This window comes from Arthrobacter sp. TMP15 (assembly GCF_039529835.1).
Lineage (GTDB): Bacteria > Actinomycetota > Actinomycetes > Actinomycetales > Micrococcaceae > Specibacter.
Window position 1 is genome coordinate 3,337,297 of record NZ_CP154262.1, and the last position, 17,196, is coordinate 3,354,492.

The 17,196-nt window shown below is 58.6% G+C and carries 18 protein-coding genes; 5 read left to right on the forward strand and 13 right to left on the reverse strand.

Translation table 11 applies throughout. The features are described 5' to 3' along the window. Positions 1–189: 189 nt before the first annotated feature. From purS to purL, 3 genes are read left to right on the forward strand one after another with little or no spacing between them, the layout of a single operon-like run. The gene (gene purS, locus AAFM46_RS15065; RefSeq protein ID WP_283529207.1) at positions 190–441 is read left to right on the forward strand and encodes a phosphoribosylformylglycinamidine synthase subunit PurS; all 252 of its coding nucleotides are present in this window, start codon (positions 190–192) and stop codon (positions 439–441) included. Between the two features lie 2 nt (positions 442–443). Continuing rightward, on the forward strand, positions 444–1,196 hold the full coding sequence (purQ, locus tag AAFM46_RS15070; RefSeq protein ID WP_283529205.1) for a phosphoribosylformylglycinamidine synthase subunit PurQ: 753 nt from the start codon (positions 444–446) through the stop codon (positions 1,194–1,196). A gap of 9 nt (positions 1,197–1,205) precedes the next feature. Next, on the forward strand, positions 1,206–3,515 hold the full coding sequence (gene purL, locus AAFM46_RS15075; RefSeq protein WP_343320464.1) for a phosphoribosylformylglycinamidine synthase subunit PurL: 2,310 nt from the start codon (positions 1,206–1,208) through the stop codon (positions 3,513–3,515). 77 nt (positions 3,516–3,592) lie between these two features. Here the strand turns inward: purL and AAFM46_RS15080 are convergent, their stop codons facing one another. From AAFM46_RS15080 to AAFM46_RS15125, 10 genes are all read right to left on the reverse strand, one after another. Further along, complete coding sequence (locus AAFM46_RS15080; RefSeq protein WP_343318633.1) at positions 3,593–4,168, reverse strand: DUF1990 domain-containing protein; 576 nt, start codon at positions 4,166–4,168, stop codon at positions 3,593–3,595. Continuing rightward, on the reverse strand, positions 4,146–4,550 hold the full coding sequence (locus tag AAFM46_RS15085; RefSeq protein WP_283529201.1) for an MmcQ/YjbR family DNA-binding protein: 405 nt from the start codon (positions 4,548–4,550) through the stop codon (positions 4,146–4,148). The genes AAFM46_RS15080 and AAFM46_RS15085 overlap by 23 nt, the downstream gene beginning before the upstream one ends. Next, complete coding sequence (locus tag AAFM46_RS15090) at positions 4,547–5,122, reverse strand: dihydrofolate reductase family protein (protein ID WP_283529199.1); 576 nt, start codon at positions 5,120–5,122, stop codon at positions 4,547–4,549. The genes AAFM46_RS15085 and AAFM46_RS15090 overlap by 4 nt, the downstream gene beginning before the upstream one ends. A gap of 64 nt (positions 5,123–5,186) precedes the next feature. Continuing rightward, positions 5,187–5,888 carry a polysaccharide deacetylase family protein gene (locus AAFM46_RS15095; protein WP_343318635.1) on the reverse strand — a complete coding sequence of 234 codons (702 nt, stop codon included), beginning with the start codon at positions 5,886–5,888 and terminating at the stop codon, positions 5,187–5,189. A gap of 75 nt (positions 5,889–5,963) precedes the next feature. Then, positions 5,964–6,380 carry a CoA-binding protein gene (locus AAFM46_RS15100; protein ID WP_343318636.1) on the reverse strand — a complete coding sequence of 139 codons (417 nt, stop codon included), beginning with the start codon at positions 6,378–6,380 and terminating at the stop codon, positions 5,964–5,966. A 77-nt stretch (positions 6,381–6,457) separates the two neighbouring features. Beyond that, positions 6,458–6,970 (reverse strand): SUKH-4 family immunity protein, encoded by a 513-nt coding sequence (locus AAFM46_RS15105; RefSeq protein ID WP_283529193.1) that lies wholly within the window; start codon positions 6,968–6,970, stop codon positions 6,458–6,460. 63 nt (positions 6,971–7,033) lie between these two features. Then, complete coding sequence (locus tag AAFM46_RS15110; RefSeq protein WP_283529191.1) at positions 7,034–7,840, reverse strand: carbon-nitrogen hydrolase family protein; 807 nt, start codon at positions 7,838–7,840, stop codon at positions 7,034–7,036. 179 nt (positions 7,841–8,019) lie between these two features. Further along, positions 8,020–9,312: an adenylosuccinate synthase gene (locus tag AAFM46_RS15115; protein WP_343318638.1), complete on the reverse strand. Its 1,293-nt coding sequence runs from the start codon at positions 9,310–9,312 to the stop codon at positions 8,020–8,022. 374 nt (positions 9,313–9,686) lie between these two features. After that, a complete protein-coding gene (gene fmdA / locus AAFM46_RS15120) occupies positions 9,687–10,946 on the reverse strand; it encodes a formamidase (RefSeq protein ID WP_283529187.1) in 1,260 nt (419 codons plus the stop codon). Positions 10,947–10,996: 50 nt separating this feature from the next. After that, on the reverse strand, positions 10,997–11,287 hold the full coding sequence (locus AAFM46_RS15125; RefSeq protein WP_283529184.1) for a zinc ribbon domain-containing protein: 291 nt from the start codon (positions 11,285–11,287) through the stop codon (positions 10,997–10,999). A gap of 207 nt (positions 11,288–11,494) precedes the next feature. Here AAFM46_RS15125 and AAFM46_RS15130 point away from each other — a divergent pair, with 207 nt between their 5' ends. Beyond that, a complete protein-coding gene (locus AAFM46_RS15130; protein ID WP_283530142.1) occupies positions 11,495–11,752 on the forward strand; it encodes a hypothetical protein in 258 nt (85 codons plus the stop codon). Here the strand turns inward: AAFM46_RS15130 and AAFM46_RS15135 are convergent. Genes AAFM46_RS15135 through AAFM46_RS15145 form a run of 3 tightly spaced genes read right to left on the reverse strand, consistent with a single transcriptional unit; the run spans position 11,736 to position 16,341 of the window. Further along, positions 11,736–14,432 (reverse strand): multicopper oxidase domain-containing protein, encoded by a 2,697-nt coding sequence (locus tag AAFM46_RS15135; RefSeq protein ID WP_343318641.1) that lies wholly within the window; start codon positions 14,430–14,432, stop codon positions 11,736–11,738. The genes AAFM46_RS15130 and AAFM46_RS15135 overlap by 17 nt on opposite strands. Further along, the gene (locus tag AAFM46_RS15140) at positions 14,429–15,607 is read right to left on the reverse strand and encodes a hypothetical protein (protein ID WP_283529180.1); all 1,179 of its coding nucleotides are present in this window, start codon (positions 15,605–15,607) and stop codon (positions 14,429–14,431) included. The genes AAFM46_RS15135 and AAFM46_RS15140 overlap by 4 nt, the downstream gene beginning before the upstream one ends. After that, complete coding sequence (locus AAFM46_RS15145) at positions 15,604–16,341, reverse strand: hypothetical protein (RefSeq protein WP_283529178.1); 738 nt, start codon at positions 16,339–16,341, stop codon at positions 15,604–15,606. Before AAFM46_RS15145 ends, AAFM46_RS15140 begins: the two co-directional genes overlap by 4 nt. 74 nt (positions 16,342–16,415) lie before the next feature. Between AAFM46_RS15145 and AAFM46_RS15150 the strand changes: the two genes are divergently transcribed. Continuing rightward, entirely contained in the window at positions 16,416–17,183 is a 768-nt protein-coding gene (locus AAFM46_RS15150) for a DUF2249 domain-containing protein (RefSeq protein WP_343318643.1), read from the forward strand. Positions 17,184–17,196 lie beyond the last annotated feature (13 nt).

Sequence of the window (17,196 nt, forward strand, 5' to 3'; positions counted from 1 at the left end):
TCTGAATTCGGGGGTCAAAAAGCTGCCGAAACTACCGCAATTCCACAGTTCGCAAACACTTGCGTAGAATGGAACGGCAAGCTCGCGGAGCGCTACTTTCACTGGTTCAGGTCACTGTCACCGAACTGATATGACGGCGTAAGACGGCACCTCCGCGGCCACCCCTCTTAATCACCAGGAGATCCTTCGATGCCCCGGATCGTTGTCGACGTTATGCTCAAGCCCGAAATTCTGGACCCGCAGGGAAAAGCCATTGTTGGCGCACTTCCCCGATTGGGCTTCACCGCATTCTCCGCTGTCCGTCAAGGTAAGCGTTTTGAACTTTTCGTTGATGGCGAGGTCACCGACGAGATCCTGGCCCAGGCCAAGGAAGCCGCTGAGACCATGCTGTCCAACCCAGTCATCGAAGACGTAGTCAACGTTGAAGTTGTGGCGGACTAACTATGAGCGAAACTCCCCTGATTGGCGCAGCCACAGAGGCTCCCCTCGACTCCCGGCTGGCGGGAGCCCGCATCGGTGTTGTCACTTTCCCCGGCACCCTTGATGACCGCGACGCGACACGAGCTGTGCGTCTTTCCGGTGCAACCGCCGTCGATCTTTGGCATGGCGACACCGTCTTGGCGAACGTTGATGCTGTCATCATTCCTGGCGGTTTCTCCTACGGTGACTACCTGCGCGCCGGTGCAATCTCCCGCTTCGCTCCGTTGATGTCCAAGATCATTGATGCCGCCAATTCCGAGGCCAAGTTGCCAGTTTTGGGTATTTGCAATGGTTTCCAGATCCTAACCGAGGCACATTTGCTGCCCGGCTCCATGATTAAGAACGACCATCTGAAGTTCCTGTGCCGCGACCAGGTACTGCGCGTTGAGAACAACACCACTGCGTGGACAAACGCTTACTCCGCAGGCCAAGAGATCACGATTGTCCTGAAGAACCAGGACGGTCAGTACATTGCGGATGAGAAAACTCTTGACGCCCTCGAAGCTGAGGGCCGGGTGGCCTTTCGTTACCTGGGCGGCAATCCCAACGGTTCCCGGCGCGACATTGCCGGGATCACCAATGCGGCAGGGAACGTGGTGGGCCTGATGCCGCACCCGGAACACGCCGTTGAACAAGGGTACGGCCCCGGCCACACCGGCACCGACGGCTTAGGTTTCTTCACCTCAGTGCTGAATACACTTCTGGGAGATAAGTAAATGAGCGAGATTTCAACAGAGTCCGCAAAAAAATTCAACATCGACACAGTTGAAAATGCGGCCAGCACCCCCGAGGTTGAGCTTCCCTGGGCCGAGCTTGGTCTGAAGCAAAACGAGTTCGACGACGTCGTGAAAGTTCTGGGGCGACGCCCCACCGCCGCGGAACTAGCCATGTACTCGGTCATGTGGAGCGAGCACTGCTCCTACAAGTCTTCCAAGAATCATCTCCGGCAGTTCGGCGAAAAGGTGACGCCGGAGATGAAGAAGGACATGCTGGTGGGGATTGGCGAAAACGCCGGCGTCACCAACTTGGGCAACGGCTGGGCGGTGACGTTCAAAATTGAATCCCACAACTCACCATCAATGATTGAGCCCTACCAAGGCGCAGCTACTGGCATTGGCGGCATTGTCCGCGACATCATTTCCATGGGTGCACGCCCGGTGGCTGTCATGGATCCGCTGCGTTTTGGCGCCATTGACCACCCGGACACAGCCCGGGTTATGCACGGTGCAGTGGCTGGAATCGGAGGGTACGGCAACTCGCTAGGCCTGCCGAATATTGGCGGCGAAATGGTCTTTGATTCTATTTACCAGGGCAATCCTCTAGTTAATGCGCTGGCCGTTGGCGTCATGCGCCACGAGGATATTCGCCTGGCTAATGCCTCCGGTAAGGGCAATAAAGTGGTGCTCTTTGGCGCACGCACAGGTGGCGACGGCATTGGCGGGGCCTCGATCCTGTCTTCAGAGTCCTTCGATGACACCAAGCCCTCCAAGCGCCCGGCCGTTCAGGTCGGTGACCCCTTCGCCGAGAAGGTCCTCATTGAATGCTGCCTGGAACTGTTTAAGGGATCCTTGGTTGAAGGTATCCAGGACTTGGGCGCCGCTGGTATTTCCTGCGCCACCAGTGAACTGGCCTCCAACGGCGACGGCGGCATGGAAGTTGAGCTGACTAGCGTATTGCTGCGCGATCCTTCCCTGACACCTGGTGAAATCCTCATGTCAGAGTCTCAGGAACGCATGATGGCTGTTGTCTCACCGGAGAACGTTGCCGCATTTGAAGCGGCCATGGATAAGTGGGCCGTGGAGTACTCCTGGCTTGGCGAAGTCACCGACACGGGCCGGTTAATCATCAAGTGGGACGGCGCGGTCATTGTCGACGTCGATCCCCGCACGGTGGCCCACGACGGTCCTGTGTACGACCGCCCCTATGCCCGTCCGGAATGGCAGGATGCTCTGCAGGCTGACACCTTTACCGGGTCAGTTCAGGACGCTGGCCGCCCCGCCACACCGGGGGAACTCAAAGCTGCCATCTTAGAACTCATTTCCTCCCCCAACCTGTGCTCGAAAGACTGGATCACCAACCAGTACGATCGCTACGTGGGCGGCAACACCTCCATGGCATTTCCGGACGACGCCGGTGTGATCCGTGTTGATGAGCAGACCGGTCTGGGTGTTGCCCTGGCCACCGACGCCAACGGCCGGTACACCTTCCTTGACCCGTACCACGGTGCCCAGCTTGCCCTGGCTGAGGCTTACCGCAACGTTGCCACCTCCGGCGCCATCCCCATGGCTGTCAGCGACTGCTTGAACTTCGGCTCCCCAGAGGACTCCGATGTTATGTGGCAGCTGGCCGAAGCCATCCGGGGCCTCTCCGACGCCTGCATGGTGCTTGGCATCCCGGTCACCGGCGGCAACGTTTCGCTCTACAACCAGACTGGCTCCATACCCATCCACCCCACCCCCGTGGTAGCCGTGTTGGGCAAGTTCGACGACGTTGCCCGCCGCACGCCGTCGGGCTGGACTGAGGATGGCCAGGCAATTTATCTGCTGGGTAACACCGCAAATGACCTGGATGGTTCCGAATGGGCCAACTTGCGCGGGCACTTGGGCGGGCTCCCGCCGGCTGTGAATCTTGAGCGCGAACGCGAACTGGGTGCGATTCTAATCAACGCCTCCCGTGACGGCATGATCGATTCAGCCCACGACCTCTCCGAAGGCGGCCTTGCCGCAGCCTTGGTTGAGTCGGCGCTGCGCTTTAACACCGGTGCCCGCGTGGCCCTAGATGAAGTAGGCGCCCGTGACGGCGTCGACGCATTCACCCTGCTCTTCTCCGAATCACAGGGACGCGCCATTGTGGCGGTTCCACGCAGCGAAGAAGTGCGTTTCAACGACATGTGCACTGCCCGGAACTTCCCGGTTGCACGTATTGGTGTTGTTGACGCCGCTGGTGAAACCCTGGACATACAGGGCCTGTTCAGTGCTCCACTGGACGAACTCCGCGAAGCACACGAGGGCACCCTGCCCAAATACTTCGGCTAGTTCCCCAACTTCGCACCATTTCCTGGTCGCTAGCGACCAGGAAATGGTGCCCCTCGAAGTTGTGGGCCCAGTTGTGGCTAGAAACCTCCTGCTAGTGTGCGTGCGGCCTTTTGATACGACCGGCTAACACCGGCTTGGGCGAGTTTTGTAACAGGGGCGCCCAAGGCGTAGATAAACCCTGCAGGCTTACTGAAAGCCAACAATCTAAAGAACACGCGACCATCAGAGGCTTTCATCGCGATGAACGCCTCCTCGCCCAACGCCGGATGCCCAGGCAAAGTGCCATACCCAAAACCTGTCATCTGAACCTCACTGCCGTCGGGCCCAGAGAGCGTCTTGGATTCCAGCGCCCAAACCACTTCGCAGGGTGCCGGAAGCCGGAGTCTGCCCACCCCAAAACCACTGACAACGCGGGCGCCAACTACCGCCCGCGGCGGTGCCGAGACTTGCAGACCGGAACGCCGTTGAATCTCCCAGGTCATGATGCCCTCGGCCAGCGCTGTGTAAGCCTCGGATCCCGCTCCAACCGCCATAGTCTTATCGACGTGGTCAAAGCCCTGCGGCCATTCCATTTCGCCAGCACTTTTTTGTGCCGCCAAACGGGTCAATCCAAGGTATGGGTAGTTCAAACTAGGAATAGTTTTTTCCGACACGCGCACTCCATTTCAACGAAACTTGTTGCTTCTTGGACAAGCCATCCACCACCAGATCGTAAGAATCCTCCAGCATGTCCAGGACCATTTGGGTCTCCACCAACGAGGTATCCACGGAGTTCCAATGCCTTTTGTTCATATGGTAAGCACCGGTAATTCCGGGATTCGCCGCACGCAGCACTGGGGCCAGCTCAGGATCGCATTTGTAGCTGATGCGCAACGGCTCACCCTCTAGATCACCTAACGCAAACACTTTTCCTGGGCGATCCCCGCTTGGCGCCTTGACCTTAAAAACACTAATTTCCGGCCCAAACGGGAAGTCTTCATATGCACCCGTCAGAGCCAGAGCTGCAGCACGCAAGATATCCACACTGATACTCATGGCTGGGCCCCATTTACGCCAGGACGGACCTCATAGTTCAGGACGGCGAATTCGCCTTGTTGGCTGACGCTACGGAGCTTGAGCCGCTCGGCACCGAGTGTCCTGGGTAGCAACGGCATCCCCGCAACCAGTGCCGCCGGAGCCACTGTGAGAGTGATTTCATCTAGAGCATCGCAGTCAAGGAACTGACCGGCCACGTCTCCTCCTCCTACAACCCAAACGTTCTTCTCCCGCGCAGCGTCCTTGATCTCCGCCAGCACGTGAGCCACAGGACCGTTAACGAAGCGAACGTCGGCTCCCTCGGGCACGGGCAACGTGCGGCTAGTGAAGACGTAGGTGGGTTTCCTGCCGTAATATTGCTGCCACTTTTGCGGTTCTGCAATCAGGTTCTCAGCCGCTAAGACCCATTCGTAAGTTGATGCTCCCTCAACGAAAACACCCACCGTGTCCATGAACGCGGCAAGGTCCGGCCCATCCGTTTCATCCACAGCAAAAAGCCACTCCAGTGAATGGTTTGAATCAGCCAAAAAGCCGTTCAACGTTGCCGCAGTGTAGTAAATAATTGCCGTCATGGATCTAACGCTACAGCTTGGCGAGGGTCACCGCTCGTCCACTTCCGGGCTACGGGGCGGAAAGTTACTTCACACCCAAATAGTCCTCCAGCAGCACAACCTTCAGACCTGCCGCCTTCTGTGCTTTCACAAAAGCAGCCAGGTCAGCAGGGAACTCTGGGCGGAAATGCATCAGCACAATCTCACCCGGTCGCAGCGCCGCTCCCACTTGATAATCCATTCCCCCCGCATTTGCCTTGCTTTCCCAGTCCACGATCGCTTTCATGCCGCACGCAGCTGCTGCTTGTCGTGTTGCCTGAGTGTAGGGTCCCCCGGGTGGCCGGAAGAAAACCGGACGCCGGCCGTACTGTTTTTCCGCAAAGTCGGCCATGCCACAGATTTCAGCCTTCTGCTGTTCGTAGCTCAAGTTGATGAATCCCAAATTGTGGCTCATGCTGTGGTTCTCAACCAGGTGTCCGCCCGCCATATACTTCTGGTAAAAAGTCGGGTCCGAGGCAATGAAAGTCTGTGCCAAAAACAGCGACGCTTTGATGCGTTCCTCTTCAAGCAGCAACAGATCCGAGTCCCGCCTCACAGCTCCATCATCAAGGGTCAGAAACACCACCTTCTGTGCTGTCGGAATTTTGGTCAGTACAGGGACCATCCCGTTTTCGATGGGCGGCAGCACGTACCAAACGCCCACTGCGGCCAGAAACAGGACGAAGGCAATACTCAGGGAACCGATCACGCGGTTGAGGCGGCGGGATTGGTGAAGATGACGTGGCATGTCTTCTTTTCGGGCTGGGTATGGGCGCGTGGGGGTACTGCCTGCAAAGATGCATGACGGGAGTGGACTTTGAGGTTAAAGCCCCAGGGGTCCGGCTTCAATTTTGGGACAGGTGTCCATAACCACGCCTAGTCCGGCTGCGGTTGCCCGCGCGGCGGCAGCCTCATCAGCCACACCCAGCTGAAGCCAAACCGCTTTGGCACCCACGGCTATAGCCTGATCCACAACCTCCCCCACTCGGGAAGAATTCACAAAGCAATCAACCACATCAATGCTCCCTGGCACTGCGGCGAGTGTTTTATAGCCCTGTGCACCATGGACGTCATCACCCTTTAAGCTCACGGGAATAATCTCCTGGCCAAGGTCCCGCTGCAGAAAGCGGGCCACCTCGAAAGCAGCACGCTGAGGATTATTGGAAAGTCCCACCACGGCCCAGCGCCCCGGGGTGGTCATAAGTGTACGGATCAGCTCCGGGTCATTGATGTGTGCCATATCTGAAGCGTAACCGCAGTGGTCGCCTCAGTCCGTTCGTGACGGTCGCGGTTAGGAACAATATTTCGCTTCTTTATTTAGGCGTCAACGAATGATTCACCCGTGCCGGGCCGGTCGTTGTCCCCGGAGTCGGTTTCTTGCTCTTCGTCCTCTTCAGGCAGGTCATCAATGTCCACGTAATCGGTGCTGGTGAGCTCTTCCGTGTAAGCCGCCCAGAACTCATTGGGTGCCGCTGCACCAGGATCAAGGGCCAGCAATTGGGTGTGGAAGGATTTTTTTACCTCGGAGAAGTCCTCATCATCTTCCGGCCCAACAGTGTCCCTGTCAATGGAAGCCCACGCCGCCACAATGGCCGGAAAGGTTTCCAAAGAAGAGGCGATGAGAGTCTCTTCATCTTCACAGACATACATCAGGGCGGTGCTGCTGCGATCGACAACCACGAACTGGAAATCCTCGTCGTTGCAAACGATTGCACGCCCGGATGCATCATCGGCAAAAGGTGGCTTGAGCCATTGCCCATCCAACGGCACATCTTCAAGTGCCCCTGGATACATCACTTCCAGCACTGCCCAAATCTTCTCGTCATTCATGATTGCCTCCTGCTCGTACTCTTGACACTAATGACAGCTGGTCGCTGGCGTCAACGGCGAGTTTCAGCTGGCAGGGACCACCACTGAATTACTTTCAAATCGGCGGTTGAGTAATACGGGCAGGAACTCTCGAACTTCTTCAATACGCCTGTGGGTAACATCGGTAGTCGCTACGCCTTCATCTTCGTCATTGAGGAAGTCGGCCGGGATCCCCATAGGGTCAAGAATCACCGAGTGCCCGATGCAGTGCTTGCTGGATGTTCCGGCAGCCGCCACCCAGCACGTATTTTCGATGGCACGAGCTTTAAGGAGAGTCTCCCAATGCTCGATTTTGTGTTCGCCCTTGAACCAGGCAGCCGAGACACAGATCAGGTCCGCTCCTGAGACGGCCAGCGCGCGCGCGAGTTCCGGGAATCGGATGTCGTAGCAGGTCATGATGCCCACCTTGAAACCGCCAACGTCAACCGTCGTCATGCCCCTGTCGCTAGGCTTGATTCGGGTGGATTCCTGGTAAGAAAAGGCATCGTACAGGTGCAGTTTCCGGTAGGTGCCCAGGATCTCACCGTCATCCCCAACAGCAACAACAGTGTTGTACGGACGGTTTTCGCCGCTTGATTCATACCCACCGGCAATGATGGCGATCCCCACCTCGGCAGCAACCATGGACAGGCCCTGCACAAATGTGCTCCAATTCGCATCAACTGCAGCCACAAAATCACCTACTACCCGGCCAACGGAGAACATTGCCTCCTCCGGGAACAGGATGAGTTTGCTGCCTTCTTGTGCCGCCGTTGTCGAAAGACGGCGCATGGTATCCAGGTTTGCCGTGACATCGGGACCTGGGTTGAACTGTCCAACACTGACTTTCATGGCCATGCGTCCTTTCGGTGGATTTCTGATCCAACCAGCCTAGCCCGAGATTCCGCTGCCGCGGCCCTGCATCCTTCACCACAGCAAAAAAGGAAAGGACGACGTGCGGAACTTTAGTTCCGCACGTCGTCCTTTCCCGGCGTTCGGTACAGCTAGGGGCAACCCTCTTTAGGCACCGGCTACTTATCGTTGATCAGGTCGTGCCGGACAATCGTCTGATCCCGATCCGGCCCTACGCCAATGGCAGAGATCCGGGTACCAGACATGCCTTCAAGCGCCAGGATGTAGCTGCGCGCGTTTTCCGGCAAGTCTTCCATGGTCCGAGCCGTGCTGATGTCCTCGGTCCAACCGGGGAAGTACTCGTAAATGGGCTTGGCGTGGTGAAACTCAGTCTGCGTCATGGGCATTTCGTTATGTCGCACACCATCAACGTCATAGGCAACGCAGACAGGAATCTGTTCGATTCCTGTGAGCACGTCCAGCTTGGTGACGAAGTAATCGGTGAAGCCGTTCACACGAGACGCGTGGCGGGCAAGGAGGGCGTCATACCAGCCGCAGCGGCGGGGGCGCCCGGTATTGACGCCAAACTCTCCGCCAGTCTTCTGCAGGTAGATGCCCATGTCATCGAACAGTTCGGTGGGGAACGGGCCGGCGCCAACCCGCGTTGTGTAGGCCTTGATAATACCTACAGCGCGCGTGATGCGGGTGGGGCCAATGCCTGAGCCAACGCTTGCCCCTCCCGCTGTGGGGTTGGATGAGGTCACGAACGGGTAGGTGCCATGATCAACATCCAAGAAGGTTGCCTGGCCACCCTCCATGAGCACAACTTCGCCACGGTCCAACGCCTCATTCAACACATAAGTTGCGTCGATAACCATAGGACGTACACGCTGCGCGAAACTCAGGAAGTACTCAACCACTTCCTCCACTTCAACGTCGCGGCGGTTGTAGACCTTCACAAGAAGTTCATTCTTTTGCTTAAGTGAGCCTTCCACTTTTTGCCGCAAAATCGATTCGTCAAAGAGGTCTTGAACGCGGATCCCCAGACGAGCCACCTTGTCCATGTAGGCCGGCCCGATGCCGCGACCCGTTGTGCCTATGGCGCGGCTGCCAAGGAAGCGTTCCGTGACCTTATCCAACACCTGGTGGTACGGGGCCACGAGGTGCGCGTTGGCTGAAATGCGCAGCTTGGAGGTGTCCGCCCCGCGCGCTTCCAGTCCCTCAATTTCTTCAAATAGGGCTTCAAGGTTCACCACGCAACCGTTGCCGATGATGGGTGTTGCATTGGGGCTTAGAATACCGGCCGGAAGGAGCTTGAGCTCATACTTCTCACCGCCTACAACTACTGTGTGCCCTGCATTGTTGCCGCCATTGGGCTTGACAACATAGTCGACCAAACCACCCAGAAGATCTGTGGCCTTGCCTTTACCTTCGTCACCCCACTGGGCGCCTACGATTACGATTGCTGGCATGGGACCCTCCCCCTTGCTCATAAGTTGAGCCGGGCGCTGCGAAATCGGCTGTTGCCGTGCACCGTCCGGTCACGAAAATACCCCTTGGAAACCGCTTGGCGGAACGGCGGGCGCGTAGCGCGCGCCTTACCTGACCAAGCGAACAAGGGGGTCTTACCTCAGAAGTTTACCGGAACCACCACGGAGGTGCACATTGAGCCCAGGATACCGCCGCGGCGCGCGTCATCCACACTGATGTTCCACACTGTTTTCCACACTGCGTCAGGGGAACACCACAGGCCTGAATCGCAATGGAGGGGTTGGTGGGCCAGGTAGGGTACCTGGCCCACCATTCACAAGTAGCAGCCGCTCATCTTGTTATGCGCACACCACTACTACCCGGCATTGGCCGCCCGTGGTGCGCCCATGCCCGGATTGATCTGATAGGGCCCTGCAGCGGATGGCCGCACGTCGAAATCAAACATCGCGGTGGGTAGGTACACCGTGGAGCACGAGTTTGGAATATCCACCACCCCGGAAAGCCGGCCCTCGATGGGTGCGGCGCCCAACAGTAGGTATGACTGCTCGGGTGCGTAGCCGAATTTGGCCAGATAATCGATGGCGTGCAGGCATGCCCGTTGGTACGACAGGTGCGAATCGAGGTATCTCTGTTCCCCGTCAAGGGTGACGGAGGTGCCGGAGAACGCCAGCCACTCGCTGAACGCCGGCTCTACCCGGCCGGGCATGAAGATAGCGTTTTCGCTGACACCGTATGTGTCCATGCCACCCTTGATGATGTCCACCCGAAGGTCGACAAAGCCACCCATTTCAATAGCACCACAGAAGGTGATCTCGCCATCTCCCTGGGAGAAGTGCAGGTCTCCAACCGAGAAATTGGCACCGTCCACGAATACTGGGTAGAAGATCCTGGACCCCTTGGAGAGGTTCTTGATGTCCTGGTTTCCGCCATTTTCACGCGGCGGGGCAGTCCTTGCCCCCTCACCGCCTACACGAGCCCATTGATCGCGGGGCAGCCCGCCAAGAACTGCATGCTCCGCTTCCGGAGGTAGCGCCAGCGGTGGCATACGGTGCGGGTCGGTAGCAATCAAATCTCCTTCGCGCTTGTTCCATTTAGCCAGCAGCTGGGCAGAGGGTGCTGTCCCCATCAGGCCAGGGTGAATCAACCCTTCGAAGCGGACCTCCGGGACGTGCCGGGAGGTGGCGACTTGTCCGGTAAAGTCCCAAATTGCTTTGTAGGCATCGGGGAATTGATCAACAAGGAAACTACCTCCATTATTTTTGGAGAAGATGCCTGTGTAGCCCCAGCCCTGTCCGGCCAACGGCCCCGAATCTTCCTGCGGAATCGGCCCCACATCGAGAATGTCAACAACCAGCAAATCCCCGGGTTTAGCTCCTTCAATACCGAAAGGACCGGAGAGTTTATGCACCGTCAACAATGGTGCATTGAGAATATCCTGGGCTGAGTCGTCATTGACAATAGCCCCGTCAAACCATTCCCGGCAGTCCACCCGGAAAACGTCTCCGGGCTTAACCACTGCCACGGGAGGAATTTCCGGGTGCCACCTATTGTGTCCGAGCTTCTGTTGATCTTCGAATTTCTTGGTTGAATCGAGAGGGAATAACACTTCAGGCATTAGATTTCTCCTAACGAACTCTTCGTGGAATCACTTCTTCTCTTCGCGGCTTAGGGCCGTGGGAGCTTTTGGTGCAGCGGGTTGTTTGTATACCGGGTACCACCTGGTTTGTTCGTTGATGGCAGGCGGCTGGAGACCACTTCCGGCTCGTGAGCACTGCGTTTACTAGCATCGATGAGCTTGAACTCCGCCGAACCCGCAATGGAGAGTTTCGGTGCGCTGATGCGGCGCCGGGACGCTCCCCCGCAGTCGGGACACGGCAGCACCTCGGGTGCTTCACTCATGGAAAATGACGCTTCAAACGCCTTGCCTTCGGGACAACGGAACTCGTACAACGGCATTGTTGGATCTCCTTGGTGGGCACTAAACGGGGGAGTGAAAAGACGGGTGGGCGGACGTGCGCCAAAACACAAAACAGTGTAGAAATTCCGAAGAGCGGATAATACCGGCTGCTTCCAAGCTAGTCTCGCCTGTTCATGACCGTCAATAGGTGCCTGTAAAAGCACACGGGCCGAGCACACAGCGGCAGCGATACAAGCGGTTCGCCGGTGGGAACCGCACACAATAAATGGGCTGGCCTGGGCGTCTTGGCGGCTGGGCTGTCCATGATCGTTATTGACGGCACTATTCTTGGCGTTTCCTTGCCCACGATCATCGCCGACCTTCACTTAGACCTGAACGAAGCCCAGTGGGTCAACAGCCTGGACCAGGCACCCATTGTGAGGCGCTCGGCACTTGTGTGGAGTGAGTCTTCTGGCGGTGTCCTCACGGCACGTCAGAATCCAGGCGTCACTTTTGGACCTTGAACACCCCAATGGCTCCGCGCTCGGCGTCGATCATACTGTGCGAAACAAATGGGTAGTTTCCGGCCTCGGGGAAGGCTAGTTCAACAAAGCCGCCCTGAGCCGGGGCCAGCGGCAGAACCTGCGCGCCGGCGGTCGGGTCGGAGCCGTCAATCAAATACCGGCCCTCGCTCCAGACCGTATCAAACTGGCCTCCCACCACGTGGAAGGACGTTGCACGGTTGGGCCCGGCGTCGAGCACCCAGATCCGCACCCGCTCGCCCACCTTGGCCGGCAATGGCCTGAACTTGTACTGGTTTGCGTAGCCGTTGAACACAACAGCATCAGGTTTTTCAGCCTGTATCTTTGCCAAGTCCGCCACCCCCGCTTGGGCTCCGGCGTAGATCTCCGACTGGATGAGCACGTATTCCTTATCCACTGTGGCAAGGTTTGGTGGCTCGATGATCACGGCACCAAACATGCCATTGGCGATGTGCAGGCTCATCGGCATGGTACTGCAGTGGTACAGCCAGATTCCGGCGCGGGTCGCCGTGAAATTGTACGTTAGTGACTCCCCCGGGTTGATGGTGCGCATGGGTTGATCGGGGGCCAATGCGCCGGCATGGAAGTCGATCGAGTGGCCCATGGAACCGTCGTTTGTGAGCGTTATTTTGAAAGTATCGCCCACCTTTCCGCGCAGTGTTGGGCCCGGGGCGGTGCCGTTGAATAACCACAGCTTTTGCATGACTCCGGAGGCTACTTCACGCTCCTCCTCGGTGACCTTGATGGCCAGCTCATGCACCGTTCCGGACGGCAGTGGCGCCAACACGGCGTCGTGCGCGGTGAAGCCCGCGGCAGGTTCCTTCATGAAATCAAAGGCAGCTGGGTCGCCGGATTCCCCGCCATGATCCATACCAGGCATACCAGGCATACCCCCGCCTGGCGCGTTCTCGCCAGGGGTAATAGGCGGCGCACCGCTTCCACCCGTGGCCACGATGCTAAACACCATGCCCTGCTGCTTGTGCCCGGCCACACTGCACCAGCCGGCTACATCGGCCCCAATTACACCCGCGTCGATTGTGGTTTTATCCCCCGGGTACAGCCGCCCGGACTCGGTGCCGGCGGCCGTAATGAGATCGTGCACCATGTTGTCTTCGTTGACAAGATTAATGACCAGTTTGTTCCCCACCGGCACCTCAACCTTGTCCGGATGGAAGCGCATGTTCTTCATCGTCATCTCCACCGTGGTGGTTTGGCCCGTGGCCGTTACGGCAGGCTCCTGGACTGCGGAGGCAAATCCTGGCATGGCCTGCGGATCAGCCACAATTCCTGCCACCATGACAAGCACGACGACGGCCAGTGCGGTTGCGCCTTGGCCTATCCTTTTGCGTGGGGTTGGGTCAAACCCCGCGGCCGCTTTCTCCGGCTGTGCTTTCGCTACAGCGGGGGCCTTGCTAAATAACGCCATGCCCAGCAGCGGCAGGAACCAGACCAGGGCGCCAAACACCAGAAACGTGGTCCCTACGCGCACCAAGCTGGGCACCGGAAGCAGCGACACCACCAGCGCGGCATTGGCAAGCACCACGCGGAACCAGCCGGCCTTGTCCAAAATTGCCGTGCGGTGCTTGAGCCTGGCAGGGCCGCCACCTAAAACGACGGGTACCAGGTACGTCAGCGCCGCTGCCAACACTTGGGCCACGAATCCGGCGGCGAGAACCGGGACCACGGACTCGATCCCCCGGTGCAACGCCTCCCAGCCTCCGGATGTCAACGAGAGAAAAAGCAGCCATACCAGTGAAACCAGCAGCCAAAGCAGGGCGGAGATGGCGGACAAGGGGGCAAAGTTTACGGGCCGTTTCACTCGCACCGCTTTCGCAAGAGGTACGCAAATATACACAACCCCACCTAAGTAGACGGCAAGGCCCAATGAACACAGGAACACTACCCCTGCCGCTGCCCCGGCAGCCGTGAGCAGCACGCCGGCCAACAGCGGAACCGCGCCATGACGGGCAACTGCTTCGGCGCCGTCGGCCACTCTTGTGCGCAGCATGGTGGGCAGCAGCGTCATGAGGGTGCCCAGAACGGTTAGCCCCACAAAGCCCAACACGTTCACAACCAGGTGAACCAGCAATAGACGCACATGCGCTTCACCGCTGATGCCGGATGCGAGCGCAGCACCCACCCCGGCACCCACCGGCAGCAGCAGGCACGCGGCTACGTAGTACCAGACAGTAGGCCCAAACCTGGAGGGCAGCGCCTTTCTGGCACGCAACCCCAGAACCACCGCGTGGGCGGCAACGGCCAGCCCCACTCCAATGCTGCCCACGAGCGTGAAAATCCACACGTTCAGGACCATCGACACCACCACAAGTGCCACAGCAACGTTCAACCCGATCAGGCGCGCCGCCATGCCCCGGTTGCCCGGGTTCGGTCCACGCAACAGCGCCTGGGCGAAGTGCCAGCTCCACACAAGGATGGAGTTTGTGATCGCCCCCAGCAGCAACAGATGCACCATAAGCCAGCCAGAAACGGCAATATTGCGGTGAAATAACACCACCACCACTAGGGCTAACAGCCAGAAGACAGCCGGGGCGTTGGCACGCAGATGCCAGGATGCCCGATTCATGGGGGTCCTACCGGCAGCTGACTTGTTGGCGCTCTTGTTGGCGGCGGGGTCTGGGGTTGGTGCGGAGCCGATGTTCACGCTGCTGCCTTCTGCGCATGGGTGGCCTGCCAAATCGCCATGACGGCGAACAGCAGGATTGATATGACGTTCAGGACGCCACCGGTGACCCACGCGCCGTTGAGCCCAGCGCCGTCGCCCAATCCCAGACGCAGCGCCAAGGAAATATGCAAAAGTCCCGCAGGAAGCCAGAATCCCGAGGTGTAAGGCAGCGGTTTGCGCAGCACAGCAGGCAGGATGACAGGTGCGTGCGCCATAATCATGGAGATGGTGAAACCAAGGAACACTGAATGCACGGCAACGTCATAGGCGGCTCCGGTCAGTGGCCCGTCATGCAGGGCAAGTACCACCCCGGCAACCGCTAACCAGAGGTAGCCTGCCAGCAGACACGCGGCAATGTAGCGCGGCAGGCCTTGGGAACGGATGGTTTTACGGGCGGCGTCGTATCCCGTCAGCCAGCCTACGAGGGCAAGCAGCAATACGCCGTAAAGCGGGTACCCGGCAGCCGGCCACAGCAGAGTTGCGGTGGTGGCGGCAAGAAGAGCAAAAGCGCCAGCGAGCAGGAGCGGCTCGGCACGGGGGCTGGCGATGCCGATTCGGGCCAGTTCCAACCGTTCCCCGGCAATGGTCAGCACCACATACGTGATTAAGAACGGCAGCAGGTGCATGATGCCGGGCACTCGCAGCCACAGCGCCGCAGCGGCTACGGCGGCCACGGCGCCAAGGATTTGGATGAGCACAACGTTGTCATACTGGCGGCGCCAAAGCGGAATGTAGACAAGCGTCATGACCATGGTTCCGGCTAGGAGAACCACCTTCCCGATCCACAACTCAATCGGTGAAATCAGCAACAGCCCCGCAATACCAAGCAGAGCCGGGGCGGCATAGCCCCACGCTTTATTCAGGGCCACCGACCGCTCCAGCGCAATGACTGTTCCCACAAAGCTCAGGACCAGCAGCATGCCGTGAACTTGCGGGAAGCGATCTATTTTCAGTGGCGCGTCCGCTCCCAATAACTGCAAGCCAGCGTTGAGACCAATGAGCAGTGCCGCGCCAGCTGGAAGTAGAAATAGCATGCGGAAGACTGGCCGGCGCAGCATGTTTGGACGGGCAGCGCTGGCTTTGTTGCGTGCGCTGGGCGTGGTGCCCGGCTCGGCTTGAACTGGTTCCATGCCAGCAGGCTTGGTGGTGCTCATGAGAATTCCAGGGACGCTTCGGTGGTTGCATTAGTGTCCACAGCATCTTCAGGCATCTGCAGGGAACAGATCCCGGGTCCGGCAAAAGGCTCAAGCATGATTTGATCCTCTGACAGCCCACTGCCCACCACTAGCTCTTTGACAAGCCCCAAGTGAACGGCACACACCACTTCCGGGTTCTCGCGCGCAGCCTCAATGATGGGACAGCGGGTTAGAGTAAGTTCCCGGCCATTACGGTTTTTCTGCACACCAAACCCTGCTTGTTCAAGTGCCGCCACCACCTTGCTACTGGTGGCTTTTGCACTAGCAACTCCGGATACGGGCCCCGGTCCAAAAGCTGGCATGGCCCGCGCCCAAGCACGTCCGGCGGCTTCGCCTTCCGCGGCAGGGTCCTCACTGGTCAGTGCCAAGTGCTGCGCCAGGGCCGCAGCAAGTCCCGCATACCCCACAGGGTCAGCGGCGGCAGGACTATACAGCCATGCCGGCCTGCCTCTACCCTCTCTGGGTGCGGCAGTTTTGGTGGCATAGCCGCCATCTACAAGGGCTTCGAGATGTTCTCTAACGGTGTTGGCATGTTGCCCCGTTTTCAAAGAAAGTTGTTCCACGCTGAGCGTGCCCTCAATTTTGCGCAGTCGCCCAAGCACGCCAGCACGCGCCTTTGACATGGGTGCGACAGCATCCGGCCCACCAGGTTTGGGCCCGTATGACGCCGGTACAAGACTATTATTTTCCACGGAATTAATTGTAGTAATATAGTCGGAGAATCGCCATTCGCAATAAATTCGTGTCGTCATGAAAGGTTTTGACCGTGAATAACCTTGTTCTCGCTTCCTCTTCTACAGAAGCTGCGTCCCTAGAAGATGCCCGTACCCGCCTGGCTGAAGCCGCTGGAACGGTGCACACCCTGGGCAGTAACCTTGTTAGGTCCGCAACGAATCCCGCCGGTGGTGAACTGGTAGAAGCGGACCAGGGAGCACTGGTGGACTTCGCCGAAAAGGAGCTGCTTCCGCTGGCTGCTGCCTTCGCAGACGCCTTTCAAAATGCTAAGCACACCGACGATTCCTTCAAAATAATGGCCTCACTGGCCGCCACCCACAGCACCAGGCTGGTGGCCGCAACGAAGGAACTTGAGGTTCAGGAATCCGGCGTGACGATGGTTCACGCAAGCGGCCGTCTCCAAGAAGCTATGGGCATCTTCGTGGAAATGGCCAGCGAGCTTATCCTGCCGGCGCTTGCACAAAACGGTGCGCTCACACTCTCCGCGATCCTTCCCGCCCGCACAGCCGCGGCTGCCACCGAAAGCCAAGTTCCGGCGTCGGGCGGCTGCGCCTGCGGAGGTCACGACGAGCCGGGCCTGTCGGAACTGGATACCCGCGTCATCCCCCACGCTATCCGCCATGCCACCATCTTCGGCGCGTTGGAAGGCCTCACCACCGGTCGGGGCATCCTGCTCGTAGCCAACCACAACCCGCTCCCGCTACTGGCCCAGCTGGAGCAGCGTTCAGCAGGGAAATTCACCGTCAATTATGTAGAAGACGGTCCGGAACTGTGGAAATTGAGCATGATCCGGAACTAATTTCTTCCCGCAC

Bases quoted from the DNA above. Each gene is read 5' to 3' on its own strand.
- purS (WP_283529207.1), top strand. From the start codon at position 190: ATGCCCCGGATCGTTGTCGACGTTATGCTCAAGCCCGAAATTCTGGAC.
- purQ (WP_283529205.1), top strand. From the start codon at position 444: ATGAGCGAAACTCCCCTGATTGGCGCAGCCACAGAGGCTCCCCTCGAC.
- AAFM46_RS15085 (WP_283529201.1), bottom strand. From the start codon at position 4,550: ATGAGTATCAGTGTGGATATCTTGCGTGCTGCAGCTCTGGCTCTGACG.
- AAFM46_RS15090 (WP_283529199.1), bottom strand. From the start codon at position 5,122: ATGACGGCAATTATTTACTACACTGCGGCAACGTTGAACGGCTTTTTG.
- AAFM46_RS15095 (WP_343318635.1), bottom strand. From the start codon at position 5,888: ATGCCACGTCATCTTCACCAATCCCGCCGCCTCAACCGCGTGATCGGT.
- AAFM46_RS15100 (WP_343318636.1), bottom strand. From the start codon at position 6,380: ATGGCACACATCAATGACCCGGAGCTGATCCGTACACTTATGACCACC.
- AAFM46_RS15105 (WP_283529193.1), bottom strand. From the start codon at position 6,970: ATGAATGACGAGAAGATTTGGGCAGTGCTGGAAGTGATGTATCCAGGG.
- AAFM46_RS15110 (WP_283529191.1), bottom strand. From the start codon at position 7,840: ATGAAAGTCAGTGTTGGACAGTTCAACCCAGGTCCCGATGTCACGGCA.
- AAFM46_RS15115 (WP_343318638.1), bottom strand. From the start codon at position 9,312: ATGCCAGCAATCGTAATCGTAGGCGCCCAGTGGGGTGACGAAGGTAAA.
- fmdA (WP_283529187.1), bottom strand. From the start codon at position 10,946: ATGCCTGAAGTGTTATTCCCTCTCGATTCAACCAAGAAATTCGAAGAT.
- AAFM46_RS15125 (WP_283529184.1), bottom strand. From the start codon at position 11,287: ATGCCGTTGTACGAGTTCCGTTGTCCCGAAGGCAAGGCGTTTGAAGCG.
- AAFM46_RS15140 (WP_283529180.1), bottom strand. From the start codon at position 15,607: ATGAGCACCACCAAGCCTGCTGGCATGGAACCAGTTCAAGCCGAGCCG.